General features: G+C 68.6%; 17 protein-coding genes. 7 read left to right on the forward strand and 10 right to left on the reverse strand.

Annotation, left to right across the window (positions count from 1 at the left end):
* Positions 1 to 45: 45 nt before the first annotated feature.
* The 4 genes from EQG76_RS13810 to hisD form a co-directional block, all read right to left on the reverse strand.
* Positions 46 to 735 carry a winged helix-turn-helix transcriptional regulator gene (locus EQG76_RS13810; RefSeq protein ID WP_159714298.1) on the reverse strand — a complete coding sequence of 230 codons (690 nt, stop codon included), beginning with the start codon at positions 733 to 735 and terminating at the stop codon, positions 46 to 48.
* 116 nt (positions 736 to 851) lie between these two features.
* Positions 852 to 2,132, reverse strand: a complete 1,281-nt coding sequence (locus EQG76_RS13815; RefSeq protein ID WP_159714301.1) for a hypothetical protein — start codon at positions 2,130 to 2,132, stop codon at positions 852 to 854.
* Between the two features lie 325 nt (positions 2,133 to 2,457).
* The gene (locus EQG76_RS13820) at positions 2,458 to 3,222 is read right to left on the reverse strand and encodes an SDR family NAD(P)-dependent oxidoreductase (RefSeq protein ID WP_159714304.1); all 765 of its coding nucleotides are present in this window, start codon (positions 3,220 to 3,222) and stop codon (positions 2,458 to 2,460) included.
* Between the two features lie 2 nt (positions 3,223 to 3,224).
* Positions 3,225 to 4,532, reverse strand: coding sequence for a histidinol dehydrogenase (hisD, locus tag EQG76_RS13825; protein ID WP_159714307.1), 1,308 nt, complete (start codon positions 4,530 to 4,532; stop codon positions 3,225 to 3,227).
* A 326-nt stretch (positions 4,533 to 4,858) separates the two neighbouring features.
* On the opposite strand from hisD, the gene EQG76_RS13830 reads away from it, so the two are divergent.
* The 5 genes from EQG76_RS13830 to EQG76_RS13850 all read left to right on the forward strand — a co-directional run bounded on the left by EQG76_RS13830 (position 4,859) and on the right by EQG76_RS13850 (position 9,400).
* Positions 4,859 to 6,409 (forward strand): galactose oxidase early set domain-containing protein, encoded by a 1,551-nt coding sequence (locus tag EQG76_RS13830; protein ID WP_159714309.1) that lies wholly within the window; start codon positions 4,859 to 4,861, stop codon positions 6,407 to 6,409.
* Between the two features lie 213 nt (positions 6,410 to 6,622).
* Positions 6,623 to 7,891 (forward strand): ABC transporter substrate-binding protein, encoded by a 1,269-nt coding sequence (locus EQG76_RS13835; protein ID WP_159714311.1) that lies wholly within the window; start codon positions 6,623 to 6,625, stop codon positions 7,889 to 7,891.
* Between the two features lie 157 nt (positions 7,892 to 8,048).
* Positions 8,049 to 8,936 (forward strand): calcium-binding protein, encoded by an 888-nt coding sequence (locus EQG76_RS13840; protein WP_235031360.1) that lies wholly within the window; start codon positions 8,049 to 8,051, stop codon positions 8,934 to 8,936.
* Complete coding sequence (locus EQG76_RS13845; protein ID WP_159714315.1) at positions 8,903 to 9,079, forward strand: hypothetical protein; 177 nt, start codon at positions 8,903 to 8,905, stop codon at positions 9,077 to 9,079. Before EQG76_RS13840 ends, EQG76_RS13845 begins: the two co-directional genes overlap by 34 nt.
* A 69-nt stretch (positions 9,080 to 9,148) precedes the next feature.
* Positions 9,149 to 9,400: a hypothetical protein gene (locus tag EQG76_RS13850; protein WP_159714317.1), complete on the forward strand. Its 252-nt coding sequence runs from the start codon at positions 9,149 to 9,151 to the stop codon at positions 9,398 to 9,400.
* Between the two features lie 216 nt (positions 9,401 to 9,616).
* On the opposite strand, the gene EQG76_RS13855 is transcribed toward EQG76_RS13850, so the two are convergent.
* From EQG76_RS13855 to EQG76_RS13865, 3 genes are all read right to left on the reverse strand, one after another.
* Entirely contained in the window at positions 9,617 to 10,165 is a 549-nt protein-coding gene (locus EQG76_RS13855; RefSeq protein WP_159714319.1) for a TetR/AcrR family transcriptional regulator, read from the reverse strand.
* Between the two features lie 4 nt (positions 10,166 to 10,169).
* Entirely contained in the window at positions 10,170 to 10,637 is a 468-nt protein-coding gene (locus EQG76_RS13860; RefSeq protein ID WP_159714321.1) for a nuclear transport factor 2 family protein, read from the reverse strand.
* 84 nt (positions 10,638 to 10,721) lie between these two features.
* Positions 10,722 to 11,936: a calcium-binding protein gene (locus EQG76_RS13865; protein ID WP_159714323.1), complete on the reverse strand. Its 1,215-nt coding sequence runs from the start codon at positions 11,934 to 11,936 to the stop codon at positions 10,722 to 10,724.
* Positions 11,937 to 12,232: 296 nt separating this feature from the next.
* On the opposite strand from EQG76_RS13865, the gene EQG76_RS13870 reads away from it, so the two are divergent.
* Both EQG76_RS13870 and EQG76_RS13875 read left to right on the forward strand, forming a co-directional pair.
* A complete protein-coding gene (locus EQG76_RS13870; protein WP_159714325.1) occupies positions 12,233 to 12,988 on the forward strand; it encodes an SDR family oxidoreductase in 756 nt (251 codons plus the stop codon).
* 50 nt (positions 12,989 to 13,038) lie between these two features.
* Positions 13,039 to 13,458: a cupin domain-containing protein gene (locus EQG76_RS13875; protein ID WP_159714328.1), complete on the forward strand. Its 420-nt coding sequence runs from the start codon at positions 13,039 to 13,041 to the stop codon at positions 13,456 to 13,458.
* Positions 13,459 to 13,495: 37 nt separating this feature from the next.
* Here EQG76_RS13875 and msrA read toward each other — a convergent pair whose 3' ends face one another.
* The 3 genes from msrA to EQG76_RS13890 form a co-directional block, all read right to left on the reverse strand.
* Positions 13,496 to 14,017, reverse strand: coding sequence for a peptide-methionine (S)-S-oxide reductase MsrA (gene msrA, locus EQG76_RS13880; RefSeq protein WP_159714331.1), 522 nt, complete (start codon positions 14,015 to 14,017; stop codon positions 13,496 to 13,498).
* A complete protein-coding gene (gene msrB / locus EQG76_RS13885) occupies positions 14,014 to 14,466 on the reverse strand; it encodes a peptide-methionine (R)-S-oxide reductase MsrB (protein WP_159714334.1) in 453 nt (150 codons plus the stop codon). The genes msrA and msrB overlap by 4 nt, the downstream gene beginning before the upstream one ends.
* A gap of 133 nt (positions 14,467 to 14,599) precedes the next feature.
* Positions 14,600 to 15,921, reverse strand: a 1,322-nt coding sequence (locus EQG76_RS13890) for a DUF1835 domain-containing protein (protein WP_235031359.1), incomplete at its 5' end; no start/stop codon positions are given.

The following is a 15,921-nucleotide window of genomic DNA, read 5'->3' on the forward strand; positions in this document are numbered from 1 at the left end:
TCTGGCGGGGAGGCGGCCAGGACGGGGGTACGGAATCCGGACTGCTCAGCCGGGCGCCCCGGCCGGTGCCGCGGGGGCGGCCGGCTGGACATGGGCGAACCGGTAGCGCTCGAACCAGCCCGGGAAGGCATTCGCGAGACTTCTCGGGCCAGTCAGCGACAGGCCCATCCGCCTTGCCTGGAGGAAGGCGACATCACCCCGCCACCACGCCACCAGGGCAGCGAACGGGCCGGCGACGCGCAGGGGCTCCGGGAAGCCCGGATTGTGGGTGCAGACGGAGGCTTCGGCTGCGCGCAGCAGCAGGAAGTACGGCCGGTAGCCCTGCAGCTCGAACCGCACGACCAGGGGATCCTTCGGCAGCGCCTCCGGGCGCACCCGGCGGCGCATGTCGAGCAGGACCGGCGCCAGGTCGAGGTCCTCGCGCGCCGGCTCCCGCGGCAGCCAGCGCTGTCCCCAGGTTGCGAGCGCGCCCACGAGCGTGGCGAGTTCCTCGCCAGCCAAGGTCAGCCGGTACTCGGGCCCGTGCTCGCCGGCCATGCGCGCCACGGCGCCGATCCGGACCAGATCCTGCAGCCGCTCGGTCAGCATGGTGCGGGAGATCCGGGGGATACCCTGGCGGATCTCGCCGAAGCGGCGGCTGCCGCACAGGAGCTCGCGCACGATCAGGAGCGTCCAGCGCCCGCCCAGCACTTCATGGGCCCGCGCCACCGAGCAGAACTGGCCATAGCTCGTCATGGGCAAGTGATAGCGATTCCGCACGGCCCTGGGAGTACGGAATCCGGACCGGCAGGCCGGGCGTGGGCTCAGCCTGCCGACCGCACCCGGGAGCAGAAGCAGCCGGCGCCGCCTGCTCAGAGCGACTTCAGGAATTCGACCAGATCGGATTTCTGCCGCGAGGCCAGGCCGAGCCGGAACTGCCGGTCGTAGTGATCGACCACCGCCGGCAGGTCCGCGGCGCTGCCGTCATGGAAATAGGGCGGATGCTGCCAGAGCCCGCGCAGCGGCGTGGTCCGGTACTTCTTCGTGGCGGACCTCATGGCATAGGCCGGGTCCATGCCGATCTTCACCGGGTCATGCAGGAACGGCAGCTTGTGCCTGGGGCCGCGCAGCACGTCGGTGAAATGGGGCCCCAGGTGGCAGGTGGCGCAGCGTGCCTCCTGGTAGAACAGCCGTTCGCCGCGCCTGGCTGCGGCGCGATCGTAGCTGCCCTTGGGCGGCTTCGGGGTGCGCAGGCTCAGCTGGTAGTCCAGCAGTGCGGCCAGCTTGGGGGTGACGAGATCCGGCGACTGCCGGATGGACAGGCCGATGCGCCGGTCCTTGAAGCTGCCCTGGCCACCCATCTGGCCGACGCCGACATAGCTGTTCCAGTACGAGATCGGGCCATCGGCGGTGAAGGTCTCGAAGCCGACCCCCTTCAGCCCATAGATCGGCGGGATGACGATCGGCAGGGACGGGCTGTTCAGCGGGATGAGCCTGGTGCCGTCGAACGCATGGTGGCGGGGGTCGTACTTGCCGGGGCCCCAGGCCTGGAACTCCTTCCTGGTGGCGTCGTCCAAGGCCGGCGAGAGGGCCACGATCGCGCCGACGTTCAGGTTGGTGTTCGCCCATCCGTCCAGCCGCCTGCCGATGCCGGGGGCGAGCGAGTCGTCGACCGTGGAGTGGCAGAGGGCGCAGGTGATGCCGATGCTCTTCAGCTGGCCCGCGCGGACCTTGCCCTGGACGCCCACGACCGCGTTCAGCCGCAGCAGCTCGACCGTGACGACCGGGTCGGTCAGGTCGACCTTGCCGGCCTTCAGTGCGATGACCAGCGTTCGCGGCAGGGCCTGCACGTCCACCTTGAGGCCGACCCCCAGCGCGGTCGCAGGGGGCACCGTCGCGATGACCTCGTGCATCCGCAGCACGTCGGTCCACAGCTGCTCGTCGCCGAACGTGTCGTAACGGAAGATCCGGCGGCCATCCTGGCGGTCACGGGGCTTCTTCCAGGGACCCATCGACCCGTGATGCGACCCGCCAGCAGAGCTGTCCGACAGGATCGCGGTGCCTGCCGCGCCCGCCGTGCCGCCCGGCCCGATGGCGGCACCGAGCAGCGCCAGGGTGGCGCAGGTCGCAGTCCAGAATGCCCGCCTGATCATCGCTTTCTCCCTTGCTGGAACATGGTCGGGAGACCGCTTGGCAAGCGTGACCGGGCGCGGGCCTGACCGGCCCGCGGCGGCGAGGACGCATGGTGCCTCGAAGGCCAAGCCATCAGCGCGGGGCGTTCGGCGTCCGCGGGCGCCGACCGCCGGGAGAGGGGACAATGGATGGCGGCGGCGCCGGTGCGGACCATGGCATCGTCAATCTCTGGAAATAGCGGCCTTTCCGATCGCTATTGGATGACGATGCCCGAAAAATGTTCCCGAGATTGTTCGCGCGACGCTGCAGGCCAGGCGAAAAAACTGGTGCCTGCCGACTCTCCGGTCAGGCTGCCGTCCAGCCCCCGTCCACCATCAGCGCCGAGCCGGTCGTGAGCGCCGAGGCGTCCGAGGCCAGGAACAGGATGGCGCCGGTCAGGTCCTTCACGCTGCCCAGGCGGCCCAGCGCGATCTTGCTTACGACCTCGTCGCGGAAGGCAGGGGACGACAGGAACGGGCGGGTCATCTCGGTCTCGATGAAGGTCGGGCAGATCGTGTTGACCCGGATGCCGTGGGGGCCGAGGTCCAGGGCCATGGCCTTGGTCAGGCCTTCCAGTGCCGCCTTGGACGCGCAGTAGACCGTGCGGCCGCGGCCGCCGACATGGCCCATCTGCGAGGACACGTTGATGATCGAGCCGGGCTTGCCCGCGTCCAGGAGGCGGCGGGCAACGGCCTGGGCGGCGAAGAAGGCGGCGCGGACATTCAGGCCGAAGATCGCGTCGAAATCGTCGACAGTGACCTCGGTGAACGGCTTGGGCCGGTTGGTGCCGGCATTGTTGACGAAGATGTCGTAGGGCGGCTCGGCCGCGATCGCCGCGGCGACGGCATCGAGGTCGGTAACGTCGAGCGGGAGGGCCCGGGCCTGGCCGCCGGCGTCGCGGATCGCGGCGGCGGCGGCGTCCAGCTCATCGGCTGAGCGGGCGACCAGGGTGACGGCGGCGCCGGCATCGGCCAGCGCCGCGGCGGCGGCCAGGCCGATGCCGCGGCCGGCACCGGTGACCAGGGCACGCCTGCCGTCCAGGCGGAAGGAGGGTGGCTTGGGCAGCGACATCGTCACTCCGCGGCGCTGGCATAGGGGACGTTGCGGCCGCCATAGCGGCGCACGCGGAGGTTGGCCTGCTCGGCGTGGCCGGCGAAGCCTTCCAGCATGCACAGGCGCGAGCAGTATTCGCCGACCTTGGCCGACGCCTCGTCGGTCAGCACGCGCTGATAGGTGACGGTCTTGAGGAACTTGCCGACCCACAAGCCCCCGGTGTAGCGCGCGGCGGTGCGGGTCGGCAGGGTGTGGTTGGTGCCGATCACCTTGTCGCCGTAGCTGACATTGGTGCGGGGGCCGAGGAACAAAGCACCGTAATTGGTCATGTGCTGGAGGAAGTAGTCGGGGTCCTTCGTCATGACCTGGACGTGTTCGGAGGCGATCTTGTCGGCTTCCTGGACCATCTCGGCGTCGTCCTCGCAGACGATCACCGCGCCATAGTCCTGCCAGGCCTTCCGGGCGATCTCGGCGGTGGGGAGGATCTGCAGCAGGCGCTCGATCTCGGCCATGGTCTCGCGGGCCAGGCGCTCCGAGGTGGTGAGCAGGATGGCGGGCGAGGTGGGGCCGTGCTCGGCCTGGCCGAGCAGGTCGGTGGCGCACATCTCGCCGTCCACCGTCTCGTCCGCGATCACCAGCGTTTCGGTGGGGCCGGCGAACAGGTCGATGCCGACCCGGCCGTAGAGCTGGCGCTTGGCCTCGGCCACAAAAGCGTTGCCGGGGCCGACCAGCATGTCGACCGGGGCAATCGTGGCGGTGCCGAGCGCCATGGCACCCACGGCCTGGACGCCGCCCAGGCAGTAGATCACGTCGGCACCGGCCAAGTGCTGGGCGGCGACGATCGCGGCGGCAGGGCGGCCCTGGTAGGGCGGGGCGCAGGTGATAACCTCGGGCACGCCCGCGACCTTGGCGGTCAGCACCGACATGTGCGCCGAGGCCACCATCGGGTACTTGCCGCCCGGCACGTAGCAGCCGACCCGGTTCACCGGGATGTTCTTCTGGCCCAGCACCACGCCCGGCAGGGTCTCGACCTCGAAGTCCCGGAGCGAGGTGCGCTGGTGCTCCGCGAAGTTGCGGATCTGCGCCTGGGCGAAGCGGATGTCGTCCAGCTCGCGCTGCGAGAGCTCGCTCAGGCAGGCCTGGATTTCGGCGTCGGTCAGGCGGAAGTCGGCGCGGTCCCAGTTGTCGAACTTGATCGACAGCTCGCGCACCGCCTGATCGCCGCGTGCCTCAATGTCGGCCAGGATCGCCTCGACCGTGCCACGTACCGCCTGGTCGTCCTTGGCCGCCGCCGCCGGATCGCGCCCCTGCTTCAACACCTTTGCCATTGCTGCCTCCCATCGCTCCGCCCCCAGGGCTTAGGCGGATGGCGGGCGGACGCAAGCGGGAAGTCCCTTGCTAAGGGCGGGCGGCGCTGTTGCGACCATCGCAAGAATAACCCTTAAAAATATCAACAGCTTCCGGAGGGCGAAACGATATTGCGGCATCCTGCCGCATGAGCTAAACGTGAGGCATACATCGATATGGCGCTTGCGGCGTGGGCGACCGCTTCCGGCTGACCGGGCATGCCCGCGCAGGCATTTCCGGCTGGAGCCGAAGTCGTCGTCCGATCGCTGATTTGATTCGTCTGAGCATATTTTCCTGAAGGCCTGTCATGATCGATCCGCGCCTTTCGACGCTGCCGGGGTCCGGCGGCGGACCCGCGCTCGCGCGCCGTCTGTTCCTGCGCTCCGCCCTGGCGATGGCCGGCGCCGGCGTCGCCGCCGGCCTCCTGACCGGCCGTGCCGCGGCGGCGATCAAGGGGGATCGGAAGCTCGGCGCCTGGGGGCCGCTCCTGCCCTGGCCGTTCGTGCCGATCCACATGGTAATGACGCGCGACGGGCGGATCCTGAGCTATGGCTCGGACCGGGCGGGCATGCAGACCGGGCTGTTCGAGTACGATGTCTGGGACCCAAACGACGGGCCGACTGGCTACCACCTGACCCTGCCGAACGGCACCGCCACCGACGTGTTCTGCAGTGCCCAGGTGCTGCTGCCCGATGTCGGCGACATCGTGATGGTGGGCGGCGACATCTGGGACGGCATCCGCACCAAGAACAAGGGGATCGACCGCTCGACCGTCTATCTCACTCGCAAGAAGCAGCTGGTGTCCGGGCGGGTCATGAACCGCGAGCGCTGGTACGCCTCGATTACCACCCTGCCCAATGGCGAGAGCTACATCCAGGGCGGCGACAAGGGCACCGACCATCCGGAGATCCGCGGCCGGGACGGCTCGTTCCGCCTGCTGGAAGGGGCCGACACCAGCGGGATCTCCTACTACTACCCGCGCAACTGGGTGGCCCCGGACGGGCTGATCTTCGGCTTCTCCGACCGGGCAGTGTACCGGGTCGATCCGGCAGGTGCCGGGCGGGTCGAGCGGCTTGGCACGTTTCGCGGCACCTGGGGCAAGAGCTCGACCGAGGCGATGTTCGCGCCGGGCAAGATTTTGCGCGTCGCGGGCGGCGGTACCCGCCCCGAGTCCGGCAACATGGCGACCGTGGTCGACATCAATGGCGGGACGCCGGTCTTCACCCAGACCGAGCGCCTGCCGCGCGGGCTGCACTGGAGCACCGCCACGCTGCTGGCGGATGGCAAGGTGGTCGTGACCGGCGGCTCCAAGGCCTATAACGAGCTGGTCGAGGTCAACTACACGCCGTTCATCTGGGACCCGAAGACCGGCAAGTGGACGGGCGGCGCGCCCACCAGGTCGGGCAAGGCCCGGCTCTACCACTCGGCGGCGATCCTGCTGGCCGACGGCACGGTGCTGGTGGGCGGCGGCGGGGCGACCGGGCCGCAGAACAACCTCGATGCCGAGATCTATTATCCGCCCTATCTGTTCGACGCGAACGGCAACCTGGCGGTGCGGCCGAAGCTCACGTCGGTGCCGACCAGCCTGAAGGCCGGGCGCAACTTCAAGATCGGGGTCGACAACGGGGCGCGGATCACGCGGGTGACGCTGGTCAAGACCGGCTCGGTCACCCACAGCTTCAACATGGACCAGCGCTTCATGGAGCTGCCCTTCCAGCGTGCCGGCAACACGCTGGCGGTGACAGCGCCCAAGACCAACAAGCTGGCCCCACCCGGCTATTACCTCCTGTTCTTGATCGACAGGGACGGCGTGCCGTCGCTGGGCAAGGTCATGCCGATGTACATCACGGCGAGCTGAGGGCGAGAGCACCGCAGCTTCGTTTGCCCGCTGTTGACTGGATGACGATGTTCGCCCTGGCGGAACTGCCCGTGCAGGCCCGAGGTCGCGCAAGGGCGGACGCGGCGCCCGCATGCGGCTAAGCAGGAGGAGAGTTCTCGGCCAAGAGAACCGGCAGGGAGGCGTGCCATCCGGCAGACGCCCATCGAGAACACGGGCAAGGAGGCAAAAAACATGCGATTCGAGGCCAGTCCCCAGCAGAGGGCGGTGAACCGGCGCGCGGTGCTGGGCGGCACCGCGACGGCCCTGGCGATGCCGGCGCTGCTGCGCCGCGCTCATGCCGCGGATCCGGTGCATCTGATCAGCCACCGCTATCCGGCGCTCGAATATTATGCCGACCGGATGCGGACCGCCGTGCCGGGCGTGGAGCTGGATGCTCGGCTGATGCCGTCTGGCGACGCGATGCAGCTGCAGCGCATCGCGCTTTCCTCGCGCAGCGCCGGGCTGGACCTCTTGTGGGTCAACAGCATCAGCATCGCGAACTATGCCAAGAATGGCTGGCTGGAGCCGCTCGACGACCTCTGGGAGAAGCATCGCGCGGAGTTCAACCTCGACGACGTCAATCCCGCCTCGATGCGTGGCGTGACCTTCGAGGGCCACATCTACGCCATGCCGCTCACCACCAACGTCCTGCTCTGGGCGCATCGCCGCGACCTCCTGGAGGAGGCGGGACTGGCGCTGCCGCAGAGCTGGGAGGACGTGATCGCGATCGCCGAGGCCCTAGATTCGCCGCCGCGGCGCAACGGCACGACGCTGGCGCTCAAATGGGACATGACGCCCCACGAGCTGCAGGCGGTGATGAACACGGTGGGCGAGGGCTGGTTCGACGCGGAGTGGCGGCCGATCTTCCACCGCGAGCGCGGGGTGGCGGCGGTCGACACCTATCGTCGCCTCGCCAAGTTCGCGGTGCCGGGCTTCACCGCGCATGGCAATGACGAGAACGCCGTCAATTTCGGCCAGGACGTCTGCGCGGTCGGGCAGCAATGGGCGACCCGCTGCGCCTCGATGGACGATCCGGCCAAGTCGCGGGTGATCGGGCTGATCGACTGGACCACGCCGCCGGGCGGCAAGCAGTCGATCACCACGGACGGCTATGCGATCTCGCGCTTCTCCGGCAAGGACCGGGACACGCTGTTCCGGGTCCTGGCCGGAGCGCTCAGCGAGGAGAGCCAGCGCGGTGCGGCCAAGCTCGCGACTCCGCCCCGCCAGGCGGTGCTGAACGATCCGGAGGTGCAGAGGGAGTTCCGCTGGTATCCGGCGGTGTCCGCGGCGATGGCGGCCGCCGAGCCCCTGCCGAGCCTGCCAGAGTTCAACGAGGCGGCCGAAATCGCGACCAAGCGGATGGTCCAGGGCATCGTCGAGGAGACCGACATCCAGCAGGCGCTGGATACGGCGGCGAAAGAGGTGGCCGACCTGCTCGGGCGGCGCGGCTACCAGCAGTAGGGCTGCACGGGCGGCCGGTGCGGGGGGCTCCCGGCCGGCTGCCGCCGGGCCCGGACAGCGTCGAAGGATCGCGACAGCCTGCATGACGGCTTTGACATGTTTTGTTCATTACCGGTAACCGCTGGTGCGGGCGGCGAACAAGCATCGGCAGGTGGGCATGGTCATCCGCGGCACGCTCGGCAACGATTTCCTGGTCGGCAGCAATGACCCGGACGTGCTCTACGACCCATTCGGCAATCATCAGGTCCGGGCCTTCGCCGGCCGCGACCGGATCGAGCTCGGTGGCGGCGATGACCTGGTCTACGCCGGGCGCGGTGATGACCATGTGAACGCGGGCGATGGGGACGACATCGTTTTCGGTGAGGAGGATGCCGACCGGCTGTATGGCTGGCATGGCAGTGACCTGCTGCTGGGCGGCCTGGGCGACGACGTCCTGTTCGGCCAGCACGGCGACGACCAGCTCCGCGGCGAGCATGGCGATGACGTGCTGCTGGGTGGCGAAGGCAATGACGTGCTGAAAGGCGGCGACGGCAACGACCGGCTCTCCGGCAATGCCGGAGACGACCGGCTGTTCGGCGGCCAGGGCAACGACCTGTTCCAGGGCGGCGACGGCAACGACACGATCAATGCCAGTGCCGGCGACGACCGGATCATGGGCGGGGCCGGCAACGACATTCTCTGGGGCAGCAGCGGCGACGACCTGATCTATGGGGACGAGGGCGACGACCGGCTGGAAGGCGGCAGCGGCCTGGACGTGCTCGTCGGCGGGCCCGGGAACGACCTGTTCGCGGTGGGCTTCCGGCTCCTGAACGGGTTTCAGACCTATCCGGACTCGTCGAACTTCGACGCAGACGAGATCATCCGCGACTTCACCCGGGGCGAGGACCGGCTGCAGATCAGCTTCTTCCAGGCTGGCAATCCGGTCGACGAGACCGGCTGGACGGAGGAGATCCTGACCTTCGCGGACCTGGACAGCAGCGGCGACGGTGTGCTGGACGGGGATGATGCCTGGTGCAGCGTGCAGGCGGTGAACTGGACGGGGTGAGTGCCGCATCGCTGGTGATCGACATCGGCCTGATGCCGGATTCGGAATCCACCGGCAACCACGGTACGGTCACCCTGTTCGGCGTGACGGCGCTGGGTGCCGCCGACATCGACGCGACCACGCGGCCGGGCTTCCAGTACTGAGGCCAGCGCGGCACCTGGGCCGGGATCGGGCGTTCTCCTGCCAAGTGAAACCCCGGGGGAGAATGCCCGATGGCTTCCGCGCATCCCGTCACTGACCACGACCAGATCCGCAAGTGGGCGGAGCAGCATGGCGGGCGGCCCGCCATGGTCGACACCGAAGGCGAAGGCGGCATCCTGCGCCTGGATTTCCAGGAGAAGGACGAGAAGCTCACCGAGATCGACTGGGACGAGTTCTTCAAGATCTTCGAGGAGCGCAAGCTGGCCCTGCTCCTGTCGGAGGACGGCAAGAGCCGATTCAACAAGTTCGTGGCGCGACACTGACGGCCGGGGATGGGGCGGCAGCCATGCCCCATCGGTCATCCCCCGGTCGAGCCGGGGGATCAACGGCCGGAGGGTGACTGCTTGGCGCAGTTCCCCTGCGTCCGGAGATCGAGCATGGCCGCAATGCTTGGCTGGCTTGTGGCGATGGGTCCCCCGGTCAAGCCGGGGGATGATATGAAATTGACCAGCCACGCGGCTGGCCTGCCATGATCGCCATCACGCACCGGCGAGCCGGGCCTCCATGCGAGCCAGGGCGTTGGTGAACAGGTCCGGGTCGTCCAGTGCCCGGGCCAGGACCAGGGCGCCCTGGATGCCGGCGACGAATTCCTCGGCAAGCGCCGGGTCCTTGCCGGCGCGATACAGGGCGCTGGCCAGGGCCTGGCACCAGCGGGTGAAGTAGGTGGCGATCGCCCGGGCGAAGCGGTCGCGGGGCTCGCCCAGCGCGAACAGGCCGACCAGGCAGATCCGCCGGCCGGAGCGGAAATAGGCGTCGACGGTGCGGAACATGGCGGCGATGGCGGCGGCGGCGTCCGGCTCGTCCTGGAGGGGGCGGAACAGGTTGGTCTCGAACCAGGCGTCGAGCTCGGCCAGGACCGCCTCGGCCATCTCCGCCTTTCCGCCCGGGAAGAAGTGGTAGAGGCTGCCTTTGCCCAGGCCGGTGCGCTGGCCGATCAGGGACAGGCTGGCGCCCTCGTAGCCGTGCTCGCGGAAGGTTTCCGCGAGCAACGGGATCACGTCGTGGCGCTCCTGGACGATGCGGGCCATGGGCTCAGAGGCCGAGTTCCGAAAGGCCGGGATGGTCGTCGGGGCGGGGACCGAGTGGCCAGCGGAACAGGCGGTCGGCTTCCCTGATCGGCTGATCGTTGATGCTGGCGAGGCGGCGGCGCATCAGGCCGTGCTCGTCGAACTCCCACTGCTCGTTGCCGTGGCTGCGGAACCAGTTGCCGCTGTCGTCGTGCCATTCATAGGCGAAGCGGGCGGCGATACGGTTGTCGTGGAAGGTCCAGACCTCCTTGATCAGGCGGTAGTCCAGCTCCTTCGCCCACTTGCGGGTGAGGAATTCGACGATGGCCGGGCGGCCCTGGAGGAACTCTGCCCGGTTCCGCCAGCGACTGTCCTCCGTGTAGGCGAGCGCCACCTTCTGCGGGTCGCGGGTGTTCCAGGCGTTCTCGGCGAGGCGGGCCTTCTGGGCGGCGGTGTCGGCGGTGAAGGGGGGCAGGGGCGGGCGTTGCTCCATCGATCTGTACCTTTCGGACAAGTATGTACCGAATGGTACAATTATGGCGCCGTCTGTCGAGGTGCCGGGGCGGTAGCCTGCGCTTCAGCCGGTGGGCGGGGCCGGATCGATGTCGTCCAGCGTCAGCGCGCGCACGCCCAGCAGGGTGAGGCTGTCGGCCTGGTTCAGGCCGTCCTCGGAATGAGCGTCGTCGAGCTTGGCATCCATATAGGCCGAGAAGTCGACCGTCAGACTGTCGGTGCCGCCATGCTGCACCGTGACGAAGCGGTCCAGGCCGCTCAGTACCCCGTTATCGTCGCTGTCCAGGTCGGCGAACAGGTCGGCGCCATCGATATAGGGCAGGCCGGGCACGCCTGGGCCGGTCACGGGATCGTCGTCGACGGACACCGACCAGCGCAGCCGGTCCTGGCCCGGGTGGAAGTCGGTGATCGTATCGGCGCCGGCCTCCGTGGAACTGGCTATGCTGCGGTAGGCGACATGGATGAACACGTCCTGGCCGCTGCCCCCGGTCAGCCGATCGTCGCCGGTCTCGCGGCCGCCAGCAATCAGGTCGTTGCCGGCGCCACCATCGACCCGGTCGTTCCCGCCATTGCCGTCGACCTGGTCGTCACCGTCGCCGCCGCTCACTATGTCGTCGACGGTGCCGCCCTCGACCCGGTCATTGCCGCCCCGGCCGTACAGGGCGACGGGACGTTCCAGGACATAGAGTTCCGCAAACCTCTCGCCGTACAGCATGTCGTCATGGCGGCTGCCGAACACCCGCTCGATGCCCTGCATCGGCTCTATCGTGGCGGGGCCGCGGTCTGGATCGCTGTCGGCTGCGAGCTGGGCGGCGAAATGGACGAAGACGCTCTGGTCCGCCTCGACGAACGACACGGTGTCGTAGCCGGCACCGCCGATGAAGCGGTCGACGCCCGGCCCGTCGAAGATCAGGTCGTCGCCCGCCCCGCCCTCCAGCAGGTCGCGGCCCTCGCCGCCGCGCAGGATGTCGTCGCCGACATTGCCGCGCAGGACGTCGTCGCCGGGCCCACCGGCCAGGCGGTCGTCGCCGGCACCGCCCCAGAGATAGTCCCGGCCGGCATTGCCCGAGACCAAGTCGTCGCCGCCCTCGCCGAACAGTCGGTCATTGCCGGAACCGCCGGCGATGCGGTCGGCGCCGTCGCCGCCATGGATCGTGTCGTTGCCGGCTCCGCCGAAGAGACGGTCACGGCCGGCCGAGCCCAGGATTACGTCGTCGTCTTCCCGTCCGGTGATGGTGTCCATGGAACTCGCGTCGCGCAGGAAGTCATCGTGAATCATCCTGCCAGTATTGTCCAAAGTACTTACCTCCAGGATGATAGATATTTCACAGAATTTTTTGTTGGATCCACGATGAATATGCCACAAACTGCCGAAGTTCAGGCTGAATTCTGCGTCAGGTGCGGGATTCCATCCCTGAACCGACCGCCCCGGGAAGGGATGCCGCAAAGGGGCTGCGGCAAAGAAATCATGCGCCGCCGGAGTCACAACGCGTCGGCCGGCCTCGTCCTTGGGCCGAGGGCATCGGCGACCTGGCCTGGCGGAACAGGCGGCGCCGTGCCTGCAAGAGGTAGCGCATGAAGATCGTGATCATCGGCGGCACCGGGCTGATCGGCCGCAAGCTCGTGGAACGGCTGCGCGGGCGCGGCCACGAAGTGGTGGCTGCCTCGCCCAGCACGGGCGTCGACACCGTCAGCGGCCAGGGGCTGGACAAGGCGCTGGCCGGTGCGGAGGTCGTCGCGGATGTGACCAACCCGACCTCGTTCGACGCGGACGCGGTGCTGGCCTTCTTTGAGGCGTCGGGGCGCAACCTGCTGGCGGCAGAAGCCAGGGCTGGTGTGCGGCATCATCTGGCCCTGTCCGTAGTCGGCACCCAGCGCCTCCAGGACAACGGCTATTTTAGGGGCAAGTGCGCCCAGGAGCGGCTGATCGAGGAGTCGGGCGTCCCGTACACGATCGTGCAGGCGACGCAGTTCTTCGAGTTCATGGCAGCAATCGCCGATGGCGGAGCGGCGGATGACGGAACCGTGCGCCTGTCGCCAGCACTGTTCCAGCCCATGGCCGCGGACGACGTGGCGGACGTCCTGGCCGAACTGGCGCTGAGCGGGCCGCTCAACCGCAGGATCGAGATCGGCGGCCCGGAGCGGATGGGGATGGCCCAGGCGGTCGAGCGGTTCCTGCAGGCCAGGGGCGATGGGCGCCGGATCGTGCCCGATGAAGCGACCACCTATTTCGGCCAGAAGATGGACGACCGCGCGCTGACGCCCGGCGAGGGGGCGCGCCTGACACCGACACGCCTCGATGACTGGCTGGCCCAGGCCCAGCGCTCATGACGCCAACAGGCCCCTGCCTGCCTTCATCCACTCCCGACAGGACGACAACCATGTTCGCGCGAATCTGCTGCACGCTGGCATTGGCGGCGTTGCCGCTCTGGCCCGCTCTGGCCCATGACGTATCCGGGAAGAACGCCACGGTGACGCTGGTTGCCGAGCACGAACTGCCCCAGGTGCCGGGCAAGAGCCTCAAGGCCGTGCTGGTCGAGTACGGGCCGGGTGGATTCTCAGTGGCGCATATCCATCCGGATTCGGCCTTCATCTATGCGACGGTCCTAGAGGGGGCCGTGCGCAGCAAGGTCAATGACGGGCCGGAGAAGGTCTACCGGGCGGGCGAGAGCTTCGTGGAGATGCCAGGCGACCATCACGGGGTCAGCGCCAATGCGAGCGACACGGAGCCTTCGCGCCTGCTCGCCGTGTCCGTGGTCGACACGGAGGAGACGGAGCTGGTGCGGCCCGATCAAGAGTAATGAGGGGCGGCGGGACCGCCTGGTCCCGCCTCTGCGCTCATTCGGCTGCGACCGATGCCTCGCTGCGCCGGGGCAGGCGCCAGTTCGGACGGACGAAGTGGCAGGTGTAGCCGTTGGGGTAGCGTTCCAGATAGTCCTGGTGCTCCGGCTCCGCTTCCCAGAAGTCGCCCACGGGGGTCACCTCGGTGACCACCTTGCCGGGCCACAGGCCGGACGCGTCGACATCGGCGATCGTGTCCAGTGCGACCTGCTTCTGGGCCTCGCTGGTGTAGAAGATCGCCGAGCGATAGCTCGGCCCGATATCGTTGCCCTGGCGGTTGCGGGTGGTCGGGTCGTGGATCTGGAAGAAGAACTCCAGGATCTGGCGGAAGCTGGTCTTCTGCGGGTCGAAGATGATCTCGATCGCCTCGGCGTGGGTGCCGTGATTGCGATAGGTCGCGTTCGGCACGTCGCCGCCGGTATAGCCGACCCGGGTGCGGATGATACCTTCCTGGCGCCGGATCAGGTCCTGCATGCCCCAGAAGCAGCCGCCGGCCAGCACCGCGCGTTCCTCGGTCATCGAATGTCCTCCACCTGGTCGAGATAGGCGCCATAGCCCTCTTCCTGCATCCGCTCGCGCGGGATGAAGCGCAGGGCGGCGCCGTTGATGCAGTAGCGCAGGCCACCGCGGTCCGGCGGCCCGTCCGGGAAGACATGGCCCAGATGGCTGTCGCCATGGGCCGAGCGGACCTCGACGCGGATCATGCCATGCGAGAGGTCGCGCTTTTCCTGGATGTTGGCGGGCTCGATCGGCTTGGTGAAGCTGGGCCAGCCGCAGCCGGATTCGTACTTGTCGGACGAGGCGAACAAAGGCTCGCCCGAGACGATGTCGACATAGATGCCCGGCTCCTTGTTGTGCAGATAGGGGCCGGTGCCGGGGTATTCGGTGCCGTTCTGCTGGGTGACGCGGTACTGCTCCGGGGTGAGCCGGGCAATCGCGTCCGGGTCCTTTTTGTAGGTCTGCACCATCGGTTCTCCTGGCGATACTCCTGGCGGCCGGGCGAGGCCGGGCTGGGCGCCGCACCCTAAGATAGGTAGCCGGCCGGTCCGTCGCATCGCCCCTCAAGCCCATCACGAAGCCGGCTGAACGCGGCCAGCCGGATCAGCCGTTCACTATCGCACCTCTGTCCTCATCCCAGCGCCAGCACGGCGCCGAGGCCGGGACCAGTACGCCGCCCACCCAGCGGGCGAGCGGAGACAGGGTTAGCCAGTCCACCTCCCCTGCCAGCACGGCGCGGCCGAGCGGCGTGATCGTCAGGACCTCCCTGGCCCAGTGCCGGTCCTCACCCTGGAAAGTGCCGGTGAAGACAGGGCTCTCGACTTGCCGCATGCTCTCCACGATGTCGTGGAAGATGAGGTCCGACATCCAGGGCAGCGGCTCACGTTCCAGGGTCAGGTCCCGGAACAGCTGGCCGGCCATTCGCGCTTCCTCGGCGAGGAGGCCGAGTATCAGCTGCTGGGTCAGGCTCAGTCCGTCCTGTGTCCAGGGCAGTTCCTGGCAATGCCGCCGCACCGCCCTGCCGAGTTGCGGGATGCCCGCCGTGCCCTGCGATGCCAGGACGGCGAGCGGCCGCGGATCGGGCGCGCGCAGCGCGTCCCACACCGAGCGTCCCGCCGCCAGCGCCTTTGCCGTCACCGGTTTGCGCTCGGTCCATAGCAGCCGCAGCGCCTCCGGCGGCAGTTGTCCCAGGCCGATAAAGCGCACGCCGCCCGGAAAGCGCGCAGGCGAGACCAGTTCCAGCCGGAGCGGTGGGCGCTCCGCGAACTCCGCCAGGCAGCGGGCCAGGATCAGCTGATCGTAGCTGTCATGTTCGAACCAGAGAACGACGCGCTCGTAGCGGGCTGCCGCGGAGCGCAGTCCCTCCTCCGCGCGCTGAAGCTTCGCGGCAACCGCCTCGCGGTGCATGCCCGAGCCCGGGCCATAGGCGTGCGCGATGAAGTCGACGCGCTCCTTCAGCCAGTCGGCGTCGTTGCAGACCGGGCCTTGGCAGAGGGGATCGGAATATTCCAGGAAGTCGCCCGCGAAGCCTGCCTGCTTCAGTCCCGGCCCGATGTCGGAGCCGCAGCGGATATGGAGGGTTGCCATGCCCCGGTCCGGCGCAGGCCCGCCCCCCTGCATGCGCGACCAGGTCCGGTCCATGGCGGCAATGTGCGCCTTCAGGCGGGGCCAGCTCGGCAGGCCTAGCTCCCGTGCAATGACGAGCTGCGCCTCGCTCAATCGCACGGCTACGTCCGGTGGCACGGCCTGTTCATGATCTGGCCACCGGGGATGGTGGAGCTGAAAACGGCGCAAGGCTCCGGCGTCGCCGGCCTGCAGTCCCTTGAGCAGCTCCTTCGCGCATTTGCGCTGCTGCTCGAGGTTCAGGCGGAAAGGGGACGCGGCGCGCTGCGCTCCGGACGCAGGTGCGGTGCTGGACGGATCGG

It is taken from the genome of Geminicoccus flavidas (genome assembly GCF_009806515.1).
Taxonomy (GTDB): domain Bacteria; phylum Pseudomonadota; class Alphaproteobacteria; order Geminicoccales; family Geminicoccaceae; genus Geminicoccus; species Geminicoccus flavidus.

Coding starts and splice junctions, on each gene's coding strand:
- EQG76_RS13810 (WP_159714298.1), bottom strand. CDS start 735: ATGACGAGCTATGGCCAGTTCTGCTCGGTGGCGCGGGCCCATGAAGTG.
- EQG76_RS13815 (WP_159714301.1), bottom strand. CDS start 2,132: ATGATCAGGCGGGCATTCTGGACTGCGACCTGCGCCACCCTGGCGCTG.
- EQG76_RS13820 (WP_159714304.1), bottom strand. CDS start 3,222: ATGTCGCTGCCCAAGCCACCCTCCTTCCGCCTGGACGGCAGGCGTGCC.
- hisD (WP_159714307.1), bottom strand. CDS start 4,532: ATGGCAAAGGTGTTGAAGCAGGGGCGCGATCCGGCGGCGGCGGCCAAG.
- EQG76_RS13830 (WP_159714309.1), top strand. CDS start 4,859: ATGATCGATCCGCGCCTTTCGACGCTGCCGGGGTCCGGCGGCGGACCC.
- EQG76_RS13835 (WP_159714311.1), top strand. CDS start 6,623: ATGCGATTCGAGGCCAGTCCCCAGCAGAGGGCGGTGAACCGGCGCGCG.
- EQG76_RS13840 (WP_235031360.1), top strand. CDS start 8,049: ATGGTCATCCGCGGCACGCTCGGCAACGATTTCCTGGTCGGCAGCAAT.
- EQG76_RS13850 (WP_159714317.1), top strand. CDS start 9,149: ATGGCTTCCGCGCATCCCGTCACTGACCACGACCAGATCCGCAAGTGG.
- EQG76_RS13855 (WP_159714319.1), bottom strand. CDS start 10,165: ATGGCCCGCATCGTCCAGGAGCGCCACGACGTGATCCCGTTGCTCGCG.
- EQG76_RS13860 (WP_159714321.1), bottom strand. CDS start 10,637: ATGGAGCAACGCCCGCCCCTGCCCCCCTTCACCGCCGACACCGCCGCC.
- EQG76_RS13865 (WP_159714323.1), bottom strand. CDS start 11,936: ATGATTCACGATGACTTCCTGCGCGACGCGAGTTCCATGGACACCATC.
- EQG76_RS13870 (WP_159714325.1), top strand. CDS start 12,233: ATGAAGATCGTGATCATCGGCGGCACCGGGCTGATCGGCCGCAAGCTC.
- EQG76_RS13875 (WP_159714328.1), top strand. CDS start 13,039: ATGTTCGCGCGAATCTGCTGCACGCTGGCATTGGCGGCGTTGCCGCTC.
- msrA (WP_159714331.1), bottom strand. CDS start 14,017: ATGACCGAGGAACGCGCGGTGCTGGCCGGCGGCTGCTTCTGGGGCATG.
- msrB (WP_159714334.1), bottom strand. CDS start 14,466: ATGGTGCAGACCTACAAAAAGGACCCGGACGCGATTGCCCGGCTCACC.